The 15628-nt window shown below is 65.5% G+C and carries 15 protein-coding genes; 8 read left to right on the forward strand and 7 right to left on the reverse strand.

Features of this window, described 5'->3' with window-relative positions; genetic code table 11:
• Position 1: 1 nt before the first annotated feature.
• The 4 genes from K9F62_13050 to gatB all read right to left on the reverse strand — a co-directional run bounded on the left by K9F62_13050 (position 2) and on the right by gatB (position 4148).
• Positions 2–661, reverse strand: a complete 660-nt coding sequence (locus K9F62_13050) for a CatB-related O-acetyltransferase (protein ID UJX39651.1) — start codon at positions 659–661, stop codon at positions 2–4.
• A 97-nt stretch (positions 662–758) separates the two neighbouring features.
• A complete protein-coding gene (locus K9F62_13055; GenBank protein UJX39652.1) occupies positions 759–1550 on the reverse strand; it encodes a sulfide-dependent adenosine diphosphate thiazole synthase in 792 nt (263 codons plus the stop codon).
• A 36-nt stretch (positions 1551–1586) separates the two neighbouring features.
• Positions 1587–2630: an S-methyl-5-thioribose-1-phosphate isomerase gene (gene mtnA, locus K9F62_13060; GenBank protein UJX39653.1), complete on the reverse strand. Its 1044-nt coding sequence runs from the start codon at positions 2628–2630 to the stop codon at positions 1587–1589.
• Positions 2631–2717: 87 nt separating this feature from the next.
• Positions 2718–4148: an Asp-tRNA(Asn)/Glu-tRNA(Gln) amidotransferase subunit GatB gene (gene gatB / locus K9F62_13065; GenBank protein UJX39654.1), complete on the reverse strand. Its 1431-nt coding sequence runs from the start codon at positions 4146–4148 to the stop codon at positions 2718–2720.
• Positions 4149–4367: 219 nt separating this feature from the next.
• Between gatB and K9F62_13070 the strand changes: the two genes are divergently transcribed.
• Positions 4368–4745: a hypothetical protein gene (locus K9F62_13070; protein UJX39655.1), complete on the forward strand. Its 378-nt coding sequence runs from the start codon at positions 4368–4370 to the stop codon at positions 4743–4745.
• 40 nt (positions 4746–4785) lie between these two features.
• On the opposite strand, the gene K9F62_13075 is transcribed toward K9F62_13070, so the two are convergent.
• On the reverse strand, positions 4786–5619 hold the full coding sequence (locus tag K9F62_13075) for a hypothetical protein (protein UJX39656.1): 834 nt from the start codon (positions 5617–5619) through the stop codon (positions 4786–4788).
• 237 nt (positions 5620–5856) lie between these two features.
• Here K9F62_13075 and K9F62_13080 point away from each other — a divergent pair, with 237 nt between their 5' ends.
• Positions 5857–6657, forward strand: coding sequence for a DUF2092 domain-containing protein (locus K9F62_13080; GenBank protein ID UJX39657.1), 801 nt, complete (start codon positions 5857–5859; stop codon positions 6655–6657).
• Between the two features lie 496 nt (positions 6658–7153).
• Positions 7154–7348: a hypothetical protein gene (locus K9F62_13085; protein ID UJX43202.1), complete on the forward strand. Its 195-nt coding sequence runs from the start codon at positions 7154–7156 to the stop codon at positions 7346–7348.
• A gap of 686 nt (positions 7349–8034) precedes the next feature.
• Here K9F62_13085 and gpmA read toward each other — a convergent pair.
• Together gpmA and thiC are read right to left on the reverse strand one after the other, a co-directional pair.
• Positions 8035–8781, reverse strand: a complete 747-nt coding sequence (gene gpmA, locus K9F62_13090; protein ID UJX39658.1) for a 2,3-diphosphoglycerate-dependent phosphoglycerate mutase — start codon at positions 8779–8781, stop codon at positions 8035–8037.
• Positions 8782–8809: 28 nt separating this feature from the next.
• Positions 8810–10123: a phosphomethylpyrimidine synthase ThiC gene (gene thiC, locus K9F62_13095; GenBank protein UJX39659.1), complete on the reverse strand. Its 1314-nt coding sequence runs from the start codon at positions 10121–10123 to the stop codon at positions 8810–8812.
• A gap of 189 nt (positions 10124–10312) precedes the next feature.
• On the opposite strand from thiC, the gene rpmE reads away from it, so the two are divergent.
• The 5 genes from rpmE (at position 10313) to K9F62_13120 (ending at position 15462) form a co-directional block, all read left to right on the forward strand.
• A complete protein-coding gene (gene rpmE / locus K9F62_13100) occupies positions 10313–10528 on the forward strand; it encodes a 50S ribosomal protein L31 (protein ID UJX39660.1) in 216 nt (71 codons plus the stop codon).
• Between the two features lie 67 nt (positions 10529–10595).
• Positions 10596–11546 carry a DUF1385 domain-containing protein gene (locus K9F62_13105; protein UJX39661.1) on the forward strand — a complete coding sequence of 317 codons (951 nt, stop codon included), beginning with the start codon at positions 10596–10598 and terminating at the stop codon, positions 11544–11546.
• A gap of 90 nt (positions 11547–11636) precedes the next feature.
• Entirely contained in the window at positions 11637–12710 is a 1074-nt protein-coding gene (gene prfA / locus K9F62_13110; GenBank protein ID UJX39662.1) for a peptide chain release factor 1, read from the forward strand.
• 326 nt (positions 12711–13036) lie between these two features.
• On the forward strand, positions 13037–13888 hold the full coding sequence (gene prmC / locus K9F62_13115) for a peptide chain release factor N(5)-glutamine methyltransferase (GenBank protein UJX39663.1): 852 nt from the start codon (positions 13037–13039) through the stop codon (positions 13886–13888).
• Positions 13889–13980: 92 nt separating this feature from the next.
• Positions 13981–15462: a hypothetical protein gene (locus tag K9F62_13120; protein ID UJX39664.1), complete on the forward strand. Its 1482-nt coding sequence runs from the start codon at positions 13981–13983 to the stop codon at positions 15460–15462.
• The last annotated feature ends 166 nt before the right edge of the window (positions 15463–15628 follow it).

The raw sequence follows: 15628 nt of genomic DNA on the forward strand, positions 1-15628 counted from the left end.
CTCAGGACGCGGCGGCGGCCCGCTCCAGGGCGTCCACGTCCGCGCCGGCGATACGGGGCAGATGGCGGGCGATTTTTTCGTAGGGCCAGTTCCACCAGGCCACGGCCAGCAGCCGCTCGATCACGGCGTCGGGAAAACGCTGGCGGATGACGCGGGCCGGGTTGCCGCCGACGATGGCGTAGGGCGGCACGTCTTTGGCGACAAGGCTGCCGGAGCCGACGATCGCGCCGTGGCCGATGGTGCGCCCCGGCATGATCGTGGCGTTATAACCGATCCAGACGTCGTTGCCGACTACGGTGTCGCCCCGGCTTTGGCACAGCGGCGCGGCGGCGTCCCAGCCGTTGTCGCCGAAGATGCCGAAGGGGTAGGTGGAAACCGGGGAAAGCTCGTGGTTGGCTCCGTTCATGATGAAGCGCAGGCCGCTGCCCAGCGCGCAAAAGGAGCCGATCAGGAGTTTGTCGCCGATGAAATCGAAATGGTAGAGCACGTTGCGGGTCTCGAAGTCCTCGGCCCGCGCTCCGGGCGTGCCCGTGACGTCGAAGTAGGTGAACGCGCCGACCTTGATGGTGGGGCGGGTGATGCAGTTTTTGAGGAAGACGAGCTTGTCGTAGCCCGTGATCGGGTAGAGGGCATCCGGGTCCGGATAATGTACGATGGGCATGGCCACCCCTTGCCGGATGTGGTTGTTTTCTCTGCGCGGGAGAGGTGGTTCGGGAGGGGGCTTGCCCCTCCCGGCCGTCGGAGGCGTTACGCCCCGATTATCCCCGCAGCTTGGCGGCGATGTCCGCCGCGACTTTTTCGCCGGAAAGGAGCATGCCGCCGAAAATGGGCCCCATGCGGTAGGAGCCGAAGCTGGCGTTGGCGGCCATGCCGGCAACGTACAGGCCCGGGAAGATCTCCCGGGTGTTTTTCACGGTATTGGTCTCGGCCACATCGGCCCACATGGACTGTTCGCCCTCGATGCCGCCGGAAGGTGTATTGAGCTTGACGTCGTTCTTGCGCACCAGGGTGTGCAACACTTCCGTGGCGTGGCCCGTGGCCTCGATGAGGAACTTGCTGCCGAGCACCACCGGGTCCACATGCAGCCCGGCCATCTCCACCGGCGAGGAGTTGATGACGATGCCGGTGACGCGCTTGATGCCGTCCACCTCGCGCAGCACCACGTCCTCGACGCTCATGCAGTTGAACACCTTTACCCCGGCCAGGCAGGCGGCCGAAGCCAGTGTCGTGGTGGCGGCCACGGCGTCGGCGGTGAAGTAGTTGTCCTTGTAGCGGGCAACCGGAATGCCGACGTCGGTGAGGAGATGGGCGCTTTCCTCCTGCACCACGATGATATTGTAGGTCATGCCGCCGCCCCACATGCCGCCGCCAAGGGACAGCTTGCGTTCGAACAGGGCGACGTTGAACCCTTCCTTGGCCAGCAGCCGGGCGGCGGTCAGCCCCGAGGGGCCGCCGCCGACGATGGCGACATCGAGTTCGAGGCTGGATTTGAATTTGGCGAAATACCCGTCGACAATGGCTTCCGTGATGATGCGTTCGTCAAGAGGCATGAGACTTCCTTAACGGCTGTTGCGGTTGTGGTTGTGTTATTTTCCGCCGATGGCGGCACGGATGGCGTCGGTGTAGGGCGCGGTTAAGACGCCCTTTTCGGTGATGATGCCGGCGATAAGCTCGGCCGGGGTGACGTCGAAGGCGAAATTGTAGACCGGCACGCCCTCCGGGGTGATGCGGTGTTCGCCCACATGGGTGACCTCGCGGGGGGTGCGGTTTTCGATGGGAATCAGCTCGCCCGAGGGAAGCGTCAGGTCGAAGGTCGAGGCCGGGGCGGCGACGTAGAAGGGCACGCCGTGGGCCTTGGCGGCCAGGGCCACGGTGTAGGTGCCGATCTTGTTGGCGGCGTCGCCGTTGGCCGCGATGCGGTCCGCGCCGACCACCACTTTCTGGACCATGCCCTTTTTCATGAGGTGGCCCACGGCATTGTCGCAGGCGACGGTGACCGGGATGCCTTCCTTGGCCAGTTCGTAGGCGGTCAGGCGCGCGCCCTGGAGGAAGGGGCGGGTCTCGTTGGCGATGACCTTGATGCGCTTGCCCTGCTCGAAGGCGGCCCGGATGACGCCGAGCGCGGTGCCGTAGCCGGCCGTGGCCAGGGCGCCGGCGTTGCAATGGGTCATGACGGTGTCGCCGTCGTCGATCAGGACCGCGCCGTTTTTGCCCATGGCCTTGTTAATCTCGATATCCTCGGCCTGCATGGTCTCGGCCAGCCCCAGCCATTCCGACAGCAGCGCCGACAGCGAAATTTCGCCGAGATCCTGCCACTTTTGCCGCATGCGTTCGACGCCCCAGCGCAGGTTGACGGCCGTGGGACGGGCGTTTTCCAGCTCGGCCAGCAGTCCCGCCAGCTTTTCCTTCCAGCCGTCGCCGGCCGCGCCCGCTTCACGGGCGGCCAGGTAGCAGCCGTAGGCGGCCGTGACGCCGATGGCCGGCGCGCCGCGTACCACCATGGTCTGCAAGGCGTAGATGGTGTCGGCGGTGTTGCGGCACACGAAGGATTCCTCGCGGTCGGGCAGGAAACGCTGGTCGAGCAGGAGCAGGGCGTGCCTGTCCGGGGAAAAGGCGATGTGGTCGGTCATTGGCTACCATCCGTCTGCATGATGCGGCATAGGGTTAGAGCCTCTCGCGAGGAGATGTGGGGGACGATCCCCCGGGGGCGGCGGAAGCTACCCCAGTTTTTTGCGTAAAAGCTCGTTGACCAGTCCGGGGTTGGCCTGTCCTTTGGTGGCCTTCATGACCTGGCCGACGAAAAATCCCATGAGCTTGGTCTTACCGCCCCGGTAGGCTTCCACTTCGGCCGGGTTGGCGGCGAGCACCGCATCCACGGCCGTCTCCAGGGCGGAGGCGTCGGAAATCTGGACAAGGCCCTTGTCGCGGACGTAGGCGGCCGGATCGGCGCCGGTGGCGAAAAGATCCGGGAAAATCTGCTTGGCGATCTTGCCGGAAATGACGCCCTCGTCGATCAGGCGCAAAAGCCCGGCGAGGTGTTTAGGAGATAGCTTGCAGGCCCCGGGCGTCGTGCCGGACTGGTGGCACTCGCGCAACAGTTCCGTCTGCACCCAGTTGGCGGTCTGCTTCGGGTCGGCCCCGGCCGTAACGGCGGCCTCGAAGTAGTCGGCCATATCGCGTTCGGCCGTGAGCACGTCGGCGTCGTACTCGGAAAGCCCGAGCGCCGTGGCGAACCGTTCCCGGCGCGCGGCCGGCAGTTCGGGAAGCTCCGTGCCCCAGCGGGCGATGGTGTCCGTATCGAGATGCAGGGGAACGAGGTCCGGGTCCGGGAAGTAGCGGTAGTCGTTGGCCTCTTCCTTGCCGCGCATGGAGGCTGTGCTGTTTTTCGCGGCGTCGTAGAGCCTGGTTTCCTGGACGACCGTGCCGCCGTCGTCGAGGACGTCGCCCTGGCGCTCCACCTCGTATTCGATGGCCTTTTGCACGTGGCGGAAGCTGTTTAAGTTTTTCAGCTCCGTGCGGGTGCCGAAGGCCTCCTGGCCGACCGGCCGCAGGCTCACGTTGGCGTCGCAGCGAAACGAGCCTTCCTCCATGTTGCCGTCGCAGATGTCGAGGTAGACCAGGATGGCCCGCAGCGCCTTGAGGTAGGCCACGACCTCCTCGGGGCTGCGCATGTCCGGCTCGGAGACGATTTCGAGCAGCGGCACGCAGGCGCGGTTCAAATCCACGTAGCTTAGGTTGTCGGCCGCGGAGTGGATGTTCTTCCCGGCGTCCTCTTCCATGTGGATGCGGGTGATGCCGATGCGGCGGGGCTTGCCGTCGACCACCACGTCGATGTGGCCGTGCTCGCAGATGGGCTGCTCGAACTGGGAGATCTGATAGCCCTTGGGCAGGTCGGGATAGAAGTAGTTCTTGCGGGCGAAGACCGAAACGGGATTGACCGTGCAGTCCGTGGCCAGCCCCATCTTGGCGGCGAATTCCACGACCCTGGCGTTGAGCACCGGCAGCACGCCCGGCATGCCGGAGCATACGGGGCAGACATTTTCGTTGGGGTCGTCGCCGAAGCGGGTGGAGCAACCGCAAAAGATCTTGCTCTCGGTTTTCAGCTGGGCGTGCACCTCGACGCCGATGACCGTCTCGTACCTGGCCATGAAACGCTCCTTGGCATGGCGCGGTCCCGCCGGATCGCGCCACGAAATTTCGGTCGGGGGTGTACCCTGCTTCCGGCAGGTGGGTCAATGCCGCGCCGGGTGTGGGAAACGCAACGCAAGCGGTTGTATTTTCGGCGGGGGACGCCTACAACAGGAGTGTTCCGGGGCGGCCCGCGTCCGCAGGGTCCGGGACCATATTACCATACCGTGAGGCATGCCATGGCCAGTCACATTTTGTCGGCGGGGCGTTTCTTTCGCGTTGCCGTCCTCAGTTGTACGATGCTGTTCTCCGCTGTCCTGCCCGGCGTGATGCGTCCGGCGGTCTGCATGGCCCAGGATTACGAGGCCATGATGCCCGAGACCTTGCACCGTGAGTTGCGCAAGGCCGAGCACGCCTATCGCGACGCCATCGACAAGGTCAATGCCGCTGAAACGGAGCGTCTGGCCAGGAAGGCGGCCGGTGCGGCCCAAGGCGAGTTGCGCGCCTTGGACGAAAAGGTGGGCGAGCTTGTCAACAAGGCCGAGGACCTCAAGGTCCAGGCCGATTATCTCGAGGAACTCTACCAGGCCAAGAGTAAGGAATACAAGAACAAGTAGGTTGTTCGGGCCGGCCGCCCCAGCGCTGCCGGCCCTTTTTTTACGTTCCTTGCGACCCGGCTCCCGCCGCACGCGCCCCGCGCCGGGCGGCGGTGAAATCCAGATAGCCCCACACGTGGTTGCGGCGGTCGTAGCAGTGCGACTCCTCGGGCCGAGGGGCGATGTCCCATATCCAGGTCCGATCCGGCTCGGGCGGCTGCGCGCCTTCCAGGGCGTCGCGGCTTTCGACCACCGCCCCGTCGCCGTCCACTTCCTCCCACATCCGGTCACACACCAGCCCGACCCGTCCGGGCAGTCCTTCCAGCCAGGCGAAGTGGGCCTCGATCAGCCCCCGGCCGAACCGTTTGAGGTACTCGGCCGGAACCCGGCCGTCCAATACCTTATAAAAAGGGATGGGGAGCTGGGAGGCGAGGTTGAGCGAGATGGTGAAGTCCGCCCGCAGGCCGGGCAGGGGATCGGGCGGGGGCGTCGGGTCGGGCAGGGGGCGGCCGGCGGCGGCCGCGCGGGCGACGGTCTCGCCCATGCCGGTGACGTCGGCCGTGACCAGACGGAGATTGGGGTGGTTCCGGGCGAGCTTCCTGGCCGGCCGGGGGTGATGGGCGTCGACGAGAATCACCCGGCGGAAACGGGCGCAAAGCCCCTCCACGGGCACGTCCAGGCACAGGCCCGAGCCCAGGATGACGGCCGTATCCCGGCCGGGGGCCGTGTCGGCGGCCGTCAGCACGAGATCTTTGGCCGCTTCCAGATGGGGCTCCCAGGCGACGCGGCAGCGACGGTGCCGGGCGGCGATGGCCACGGCTTCGCGGTCATGGCCGAAACGCCTGGCTTGGCGCGAACCCCGGTCGCGCAGCAGTGTGATGCATTCCCACAACATGACGCCTCCCTCCGACGCCTTCGTCTTCTGGGTAAAACAGCCGGGCCGCGCAGGCAATGCCCGACTGCCCGCAACGTTGCGGTTTCGGGGCGGCGCGCGCCGTATCGACGGGGCGGCGCATGGTGCAATTCCGTTTTTTTGCCTGGCGTTGACAACACATGGGCCGTCCTCTAACAAAATGAAATAATCAAACGGTCCGTGCGGCGTGTTGCCCGACGGGCCGGCAAGGAGGTTTCCATGCGTCACCTGTATTGGATCCTCGGCCTGCTCGTCGCGCTGGCCGTTGCGCCGGCGGCCCATGCCGCCGCATCCGGGGATTCGGGGGCGAAACCGGCCCAGCCCGCGACGGCGGACATCACCCCGGCGGCATCCGGACCGATTACGGCCATGTGCGATTTCTTGAAGGCCCAGAAGAAATTTTCCTTTACCGCCGACATCCTCACCGAACTTGTCTATCCCAACGGCCAGACCATCCAGATTTCCCGAAAAGCCACCGTGGCTATCGAGCGCCCCAACAAGGCCTATTCCCATGTCGTCGGCGACGACTGCGATCGGGAGTACTTCTATGACGGCAAGACCGTGACCCTGGTCGACCGCGACCGGGGCGTTTACGCCGTGACCGAGGCTCCGGCAACCATCGACGCCACCACCGACATGCTGGCCGAAAAATACGGTCTTTCGGCGCCGCTGAGCGATTTCGTCGATGCCGCGCCCTGCGTCGCGCTTTTGCACAACGTGCGCACGGGCGACTTCGTGGGCAATCACATGGCCGCCGGCAAGGTCTGCGACCATCTGGCCTTCACCCAGAAGAGCGCCGATTGGCAGGTGTGGATCGAACAGGGCAAGATGCCGCTGCCGCGCAAGTTCGTCCTCAACGACAAGGACGTCCCGGGCTGGCCCCAGTACGCGGCGACGTTTTCGGACTGGAACCTGCATCCGAAACTGCCGTCCGGCCTTTTCACCTTCACCCCGGTCAAGGGCATGCAGCGGATAGAGTTCCTGCCCCTGGCAACCAAGGGCCAGGGCAAACCCGAGTAAGGAGGCGGTCGTGAGACGCTTACGCCTTTATCGAGGAATTTCGTCCGTTCTGGTGCTGGCCGCGGCCCTGAGTCTGGTGTTCGACGCCTCCAGGCTGTTGACGCTCACCGGGCTTTTCACCGGCAACGCCGAGGCCCGCCTGGGCGGAGGCGGTGGTCCGCATTTCGGCGGCGGGGGAGGGCCCCGCATGGGAGGGGGTGCGCCCCGTATGGGAGGGGCTCCTGGCGGCTTGCGTTTCGGCGGCGGCCCACCGGCCGCGCCGCGCCCGAGCGTGCGTCCGCCTGCGGCGCGTCCCGGCGGCCCGGGATTCGCGCCCATGCACGGTCCGGTTCCGGTCGCGCCCGGCTTCGGCCCGGGGCCCCGTGGCCCTGTGCCCGGACCTATTCCCGGTCCGCGCCCGGTGCCCGGTCCCGGTTGGGGGCCGCGTCCTGTCGGTCCGGTTCCGGTGCCCGGTCCTGGTTGGGGGCCGCGCCCCGTCGGTCCGGTTCCGGTTCCGGTGCCCGGTCCCGGTTGGGGACCTCGTCCCCCCCTCGGCCCCGGCCCCTGGCTGTGGGCCCTGCCTGCGGCGGCCGTGGCGCTCACCGTGGCCGGCATGACCTACTATAATTACAACAATACCTGCTATATCCAGCAGTTCCAGGGTGATCAGGTGGTCTACGTGCCGGTGCAGGGGCCCTGCCCGCCGCGTTGATCGCATTGATCTTGTTGATCGCGTTGCCAGCCAGGGGAGGCGTCGCCTCCCCTGGCCCCCTTCGAGGATAATCCTTAATCCTTCCCTTCCCCGGTTTGGTAGGCTTGTTTGTTGGCGATATGATATGGCAGGTTGGTCGGCCGGGGGGCTGGGCGGCCGCGTGCGGCGCATATTTGAAGAATACGCCTTCGCGCCCGACCAGCCCCCCGGCCGACTTTGGTGATGTGGCTGTTCTTCGGGGGCGCGTTTGGCCCATGATAGGCAAGTGGTAGTGGTCTGTGGATGGTCCGTTTTTGATCTCTGTTGGCAGGTTGGCAGGTTGGTCGGCGGGGGGCAGGGCGGCCACGTGCGGCGCATATTTGAAGAATACGCCTTCGTGCCCGGCCTGCCCCCCGCCGACCCTGCTCATACGGCCCATGTCGGGAACGATAAGCATCACCGGCCAAGGGGAGTCTTCAATCGTCAAGCCCCGTGGCGTTGCAGGCTTCACCCTCCCCAACATTCTTTCTTGTCGCTATTGCTCATCAAGAAAGAGAGCGGTCATTGTTTCCAAAGAAACGCCGACCGCTCTCTTCACATCGGGTGACTCCCCGATATTCCTCGATATCCCTTGTGAAAGTTTTTGAAGGGGGTCCAGGGGGAAACTTTTTTCAAAAAGTTTCCCCCTGGCCGCCGGAGGCATTGTTTTACTTCGCCTTGCCCTGGGCAGCGACGGCGGCCATGCTTTTGGCGATGGCGTCGGGGTCGCCGAGGTAGTGGTGGCGTATGGGCTTGAGGCTGTTGTCGAGTTCGTAGACCAGCGGCACGCCGGTTGGGATATTGAGCTGGCTGATATCCGCGTCGTCGATGTTGTCCAGGTATTTGACCAGGGCGCGCAGCGAGTTGCCGTGGGCGGCCACGAGCAGGCGTTTGCCAGCCTGGATGGCCGGGGCCATGACGTCGTGCCAGTAGGGCAGGACGCGGGCCACGGTGTCCTTGAGGCATTCGGTGCGCGGCAGTTCGGCGTCGGTCAGGCCGGCGTAGCGTCGGTCGTGGCCGGGGAAGCGCGGGTCATCGGGGGTCAGTTCCGGCGGGCGGGTGTCGAAGCTTCTGCGCCAGACGAAGACCTGTTCCTCGCCGTATTTGGCCGCCATCTCGGACTTGTTGAGGCCTTGCAGCGCCCCGTAGTGCCGTTCGTTTAAGCGCCAGGATTTCTCCACCGGGAGCCACAGCCGGTCCATGCCCTCGAGCACGATGTCGAGGGTCATGATGGCCCGGGAGAGCACCGAGGTCAGGCAGGCGTCGAAGTCGTAGCCGCCGTCCGTGAGCAGTTTGGCGGCGCTTTGGGCTTCGGCCCGGCCCTGGTCGGTCAGGCCCACGTCGGTCCAGCCGGTGAAGCGGTTTTCCAGGTTCCAGGCGCTTTGTCCGTGCCGCAGCAATACGAGGGTGTGCATGGCTCCTCCGCGGGGCGTTCGACCTTGGTTATTCGGACGTATCCTTGTCCTTTGCGTCGCAGGTGAAGCTGTCGCCGGTCATCATGCGCATGGCGCAAAGCGCGCCGCACATGGCGCATTCCTTTTCCTGGCTGTGCATGGCCCGGCGCTTGTGCAAGAGATCCGGGTCCAGGGCGAAGCCGGCCATGGCTTCCCAGTCCAGGTCGGCCCGGGCCTTGGACATGCCGAGGTCGCGGGCCACGGCGGCGGGGCGGCCAAGGGCCGTTTCGGCGCTTTGGGCGGCGACCAGGCTGGCCTTGATGCCGGCCCAGACGTCCTCCGGTCCGGGCAGGGTGAGGTGCTCGGCCGGGGTCAGGTAGCACAGAAAATCCGCGCCGAAATAGGCGGCCATGGCTCCGCCGATAGCCCCGGCGATGTGGTCGTAGCCCGGGGCGCAGTCCGTGGTCAGGGGCCCGAGCACGTAGAGCGGCGCGCCGTCGGTCAGGCGCTTGATGCCCTGGATCTGGCTCTGGACCAGATGGAGCGGCACGTGGCCGGGGCCTTCGATCATGACCTGGACGCCGCGCTCCCTGGCCCGGCGAGCCAGCCGGCCGAGGTTTATGACCTCTTCCCACTGGGCCGCGTCGCCGGCGTCGGCCCCGCAGCCGGGACGCAGGCCGTCGCCGAGGCTGATGGTCACGTTATGGGCCAGGCAGATGTCGAGAATGTCGTCGTAGCGCGTCAAAAAGGGGTTTTCCGCGTCGTGGCGGCGCATCCAGCGGCCGAGTATCGAGCCGCCGCGCGACACGATGCCGGTGATGCGTCCGGATTCGGCGGCAAGCTCGGCTCCGAGCCGCGTCACGCCGCAATGCAGCGTCATGAAATCCACACCGGCCGCGGCCTGTTCGGCAATCTCGGCGATGATCTCGGCCTCGGTGAAATCGCTCGGGTCCTTGCCCTTGGCCAGATGGCGCTGGGCCACGGCATAAAGCGGCACCGTGCCGAGCGGCAACTCCACGGCATCGAGGATCTGGCGGCGGATGGCGGTCAGGTCGCCGGCGGTGGACAGGTCCATCAGGGCGTGGGCCCCGGCTTTTTTGGCCAGGTTGGCTTTTTGCAATTCCATGGCCACGTCGGTGACGAGCATGGAGGTGCCGATGTTGGCGTTGACCTTGACTTTGGCCGGCTGGCCGATCAGCGTGGGGATGACGCCCTTGTGGGCGGGGTTGGCCAGGACGACCATGGTGCCGGCGTCCACGGCGGCGAAGATGGCCTGCGGAGTGAGCCCTTCGGCGTCGGCCAGTTCGGCCGCGCGGGCGCGCAGGATGTCGGAGCAAACGGTGTTTTTCGTGCGTATGGACATGCTTGATCCTTGGGTATGGAATGGGGACGCGTCTGGGTACCATGAAGGGCGGCAAAGCTCAAAGGCGGCCCGCACCGAAACGGTCAGTACCCCGGTGCGGAAAATCCGCTTCCGGGCGCTTGCCAACCCCGGGAAAAGGCGTTACTTGATTTCGCTTTCCCGAAAGGGTCACTTTCAAGGAGTCGGAAGATGAAAAAAGATATCCACCCGAAAGTCTACACTGCCACCATCCGCTGCAACTGCGGTTACGAAGAAAAGGCCCTGTCCACCAAGGGCGAGCTGATGCTCGTGGAAGTCTGCTCCAATTGCCATCCGTTTTACACCGGCAAGCAGCGTTTCCTCGACACCGCCGGCCGTATCGACCGTTTCCGCAAAAAGTACGCCAAGTTCGAGAAGAAGGACTAGTCCGCTGGAAAGTCCTGTTGCAGCCGCCGGGCGGCCAGCGCCCGGCGCAAGGTCTGGGAAATCTCCCATGAAACGCGCGCGTTTCCTTTTGCCTCTGCTCGTGGCCGCCCCGACCGTCGGCGGACAGGCCGTGATGGAAGGGGTCATGATGCGTGACCAGGAGCGTCTGGCCATTGCCGTGCGCAAGCCCGGCGGCGACATCCTGCTCGACGTGCGCCCGTGGTTTTCCCTGACCGCCGCCAAGTGGCTCAAAAAGCCCTTTGTGCGCGGCTTTCCCATCCTGCTCGAAACGCTGGTCAACGGCATCAAGGCCCTGAATTATTCGGCCCAGGTGGCGGTGGAAGACGATGAGGAGGAGCTCTCCCCCATGGCCATGGGGCTCACCCTGGCCGCATCCATCGGCTTCGCGCTGCTGCTTTTCGTCGTCACGCCGCACCTCTTTTCGCTCGGCATGAAGGCGGCCGGATTTTCCGGGGGAGTGGAGGCGTTAAGCTTCCACATCTGGGATGGCTTTTTCAAGATGGTCCTCTTCGTGGGCTACATCGCGGCCATCTCCTACCTGCCGGACGTGCGCCGGGTGTTTCAGTACCACGGGGCCGAGCACAAGGTCATCTGGGCCTACGAACAGGGCGCGCCCCTGACCCCGGCCGGGGCCCGCGACTTTTCCAGGCTCCATCCCCGCTGCGGTACGGCCTTTCTGCTCTTCGTCCTGGCCATCTCCATCGTGCTGTACGCCTTTCTGGTGCCCTGGCTGCTGACCTTTTACGCCCCGGCCACGACCTGGATCAAACAGGCCTACATCGTGGCCATGAAGCTCGTGCTCATGGTTCCCGTCAGCGCCGTGGCCTACGAAGTCATCAAGATCGCCGGAAAGTTTCGCACGAACGTCGTCTGCCGCCTGATCTCGGCCCCCGGGCTCTTCATGCAGCTGCTCACCACCAAGGAGCCGGACGACCGGCAACTCGAGGTGGCTCTGGCCGCGCTGCGCGGCGCGGTTGAGCGCCAGCCCGCTTCCTGACCCCGCGCCCGCACGGGCCGGTCTTTGCCAACCCCAAGCCGGGAGCGCTTTTTTTGAAAGCGTCCCGGTTCTTCGCTCCGGAGATGTCGCATGTTCGCCAAACTGGAAAGCCTTGAGCGCAAGTACGAGGATCTGGAAAAACAGCTCTCCGACCCTACGGTCGTGGACGACCAGGAGCGCTACCGCAAGCTGGCCAAGGCCCACGCCGACCTGGCCGAGGTGGTGGAGGGTTTCCGGGAGCACAAGCGCCTTACCCGGGACCTTGAGGAAAATACCGAGCTGGCCCAGGACCCGGACCCGGAAATGCGGGAACTGGCCATGGCCGAGGTCAAGACCATCAGGGAAGCGCTGCCGGAACTGGAAGCGCGCCTCAAGCTGCTGCTTTTGCCCAAGGACCCCATGGATGAGAAAAACATCCTGCTGGAAATCCGGGCCGGCACCGGCGGCGAGGAAGCAGCGCTTTTCGCCGGAGACCTCTTCCGCATGTACAGCCGCTACGCCGAAACGAAGCGTTGGAAGGTCGAGATCATGAGTTCCTCCGAAACCGGCTCCGGCGGGTTCAAGGAAGTCATCGCCAACATCTCCGGGGACAAGGTCTACAGCCGGCTCAAATACGAGTCCGGGGCGCACCGCGTGCAGCGCGTGCCGGCCACCGAATCCCAGGGCCGCATCCATACCTCGGCCGTGACCGTGGCCATCATGCCCGAAGCCGAGGAAGTCGACGTGGCCATCGACCCCAATGACCTGCGCATCGACGTCTACCGCTCGAGCGGCCCCGGCGGCCAGAGCGTCAACACCACCGACTCGGCCGTGCGCGTCACCCATATCCCCACAGGCCTCGTCGTCATCTGCCAGGACGAGAAGTCGCAGCACAAAAACAAGGCCAAGGCCCTCAAGGTGCTGCGTTCCCGGCTGCTTCAGGCCGAGCAGGAAAAGCAGCGCCTGGAACAGGAAGCCAACCGACGCTCCCAGGTCGGCTCCGGCGACCGCTCCGAACGTATCCGCACCTACAATTTTCCCCAAAGCCGCGTCACCGACCACCGCATCAACCTGACGCTCTACAAGCTCGAAGCCGTGCTCGAAGGCGACCTTGACGAGCTTTTCGACGGCCTCATCGCCCACTACCAGTCCGAAGCCCTCAAGGCCCAGGCCGACGCCGCCTAGTTGATGAAGGGATAAGGGATAGATGATGCCTCCGGCGGCCAGGGGGAAACTTTTTGAAAAAAGTTTCCCCCTGGACCCCCTTCAAAAACTTTTTGAAAGGTAGCTGGGGGCGTGCCTGAACAATGGTGGCTTTGAAGTGGGGTACGGCCTGCCTTCAAGTATGGGGCGTATGGCCGGAGTCGGCGGGGAAGGGGTTGGCGGACGCGAAGGCGTATTCTTCAAATATGCGCCGCGCGCGTCCGACAAACCCTCCCGCCGGCCGACAACAAAGAGACTTTTTCCCTGAGACGCTCTCCTTCCCGCCGACCGCCCGAGGCATTCTTCTTATGACTGTCCGCGAACTCCTCAAAAAAACGGAATCGTACCTGGCCGAAAAGGGCGTGGATGCGCCCCGGCTCTCGGCCCAGCTCCTCCTCGCCCATGCGTTGGGGCTCGACCGGTTGGGGCTGATTCTGGCCATGGACCGACCGCTTGTGCCCGCCGAGTTGGATGCCTACCGGCCTCTTGTCGCCCGGCGCGGCCAGGGCGAGCCCGTGGCCTATCTGCTCGGCGAGCGCGAATTCTACGGACTCTCCTTTGCCGTCTCCCCCGACACCCTCATCCCGCGCCCGGAGACTGAGGGCCTCGTCGACCGCGCCTTGGAGCTTTTTGCGGGCGACGGGCCGGGGAGCTTTACCGACCTCGGCACGGGCTCGGGCTGTCTGGCCGTGACCCTGGCCGTCAAGTGGCCGCTTGCAACCGGCTTGGCGTTGGATAAAAGCGCCGGGGCGCTGGCGGTTGCCCGGGGCAATGCCGCGCGCCATGGCGTGGACGGCCGGCTCGATTTCGTGGAAGCGGATTTTGCCGCCTTGCCGGTGCGCCAGGGCGGCTACGGGCTTGTCGTTTCCAACCCGCCGTATGTGAGCGCGGCCGAGTACCGGGCCTGTTCCTTCGAGGTGCGCGATTTCGAGCCGCAAGGAGCGCTGGTGCCCGGAGAAAGCGGGCTCGAGGCCGTGCCGGTGGTGGCGCGGACAGCCTTTGACCGGCTCGCCCCGGGCGGCTGGCTGCTCGTCGAAATCGGCTGGGAGCAGGGGCCGGATGCCGCCGCCATCCTGGTCGAAGCCGGTTTCGCGGATGTGACCGTGCGCCGCGATCTGGCCGGCCATGATCGGGTGGTGGAGGGGCGAAAGCCCACCTGAGCCCGGCCTCGCATGTTGCCTCGCCCCCAGGCCGTAAGCTAGGACCGGATATTCAGGTAACGGTCCGGTCCGGGCCGGGAAAGTGAGGTCCCATGCCGCCGCGTTCGACCAGGGAAAAAGTCCTGCTGGCCCTTGCCGTGGCCGTGCCGGCGCTGCTGGTGGCGGGCAGGCTGGCCCTGACCGCCGCCGACTTCGATCTTTGGGGCTACCTCGCCTTCGGCCGTCTCTTCTGGCAGCAGGGTTTTCCGTATAAGGACGTCTTTGCCTACACCCCGACGCTGACACCGTGGGTCTACCACGAGTGGCTGACCGGCGTCGTCTACTATCCGCTTTTGACCGCCTGCGGCATGGCCGGCATCCAGGCCCTGCGCTACCTCGCCGCTGCCGGGGTCTGCCTGGGCGTCTTCGCCGCTGCCCGGACCCGGCGGGCCGATGCCGTGACCAGCGGCCTGTTCTGCTTCGTTGCCGGCGAGCTGCTGGTGATCGGCTTCGCCCCGGCCCGGGCGCAGATTTTCACCTACCTGTTTTTCGCCGTGTTCCTGTGGCGGCTGGAAGCCTTTCGCGCGGACGGGAAGTGGAAGCGGCTGGCCTGGCTGCCGCTCATGATGCTCGTCTGGGCCAATCTGCACGGCGGCTTTCTGGCCGGGCTCGGGCTGGTCGGGCTGTACGCGGCCGGGGCGCTGCAAAAGCGGCGCGGCGTTTTCCCCATTGCCGTTTGCGCGCTCGCCTGCGCCCTGGCGACGCTGCTGAATCCGTATGGGCTCGACTATTGGACCTATCTGTTCGCGGCCATACGCCTTCCCCGGCCGGATGTGGCCGAGTGGGCCTCGGTCTGGCGGGCGCTCAGCATGGGCGGGCTGGCCGTAAACGCCTGGATATTTCTGGGCATGGCCGCGCTGGCCACGTTTTTCCTGATCAAACGCCGCCACCGCGACCTGACCGACTGGCTGGTCCTTGGCGTGACGGCCTGGATGGCCATGGGGCATCTGCGCCACCAGATATTTTTCATTCTGGCTTTTGCCGCGCTGCTTCCGTCGATCTTCGCCGACGGCAAGCGGCTGGAGGCCGGGCCGGGCCTGGCCCGGCTGGCCGAGCGCGTTCGCTGGCTGCCCGTGGCGCTCGGGGGGCTCGTGGCGGTCCTTGCCGTCAACCTCGTGCTGGCGACGCCCTGGCGCATCACGGCCCCGGACTGCGACGCGCCGGGGGCGGGGGCTTTTTCCTACCCCGTGGGCGCGGTCGCCTGGCTGCGGGAGCATCATCGTCTCAACGGTAGGGTGCTGGCCCATTTCAACTGGGGCGAGTGGCTGTCCTGGAACGACTATCCGGCGGTCAAGGTGGCCATGGACGGCCGCTACGAGACGGTCTATCCGCGCCCGGTCCATGAGGCCTATTTCCGCTTTATCAATGCCGAGCCGGGCTGGCGGGAATTTCTCGATGCCTACCCGCCGGACGTGATCCTTTTAAGCGTGCACGATCCGGTCACCGCCGCTCTGGCCGCCGACCCCGGCTGGCGGCTGGCGCGTCGCGGCCGGGGCAGCCTGCTTTTCCTGCGCCGAGACGCAGGGAGGAGCTGAAGGAACCCGCGGTCGCCTGCGACAATTTTTTTTGTGGGTTTTCATAGAGACGTATTTTCTATTTGATATAGGATATATGGTATGCCATGATAGTACCATGGGTCAGGGGGGCTTCTGGCCCGTTGGCCGGGGAAGGTGTGTCAAAGATGACGCCGACGCGCTGCCA

This window comes from Desulfovibrio sp. JY (assembly GCA_021730285.1).
Classification (GTDB): Bacteria; Desulfobacterota; Desulfovibrionia; order Desulfovibrionales; family Desulfovibrionaceae; genus Solidesulfovibrio.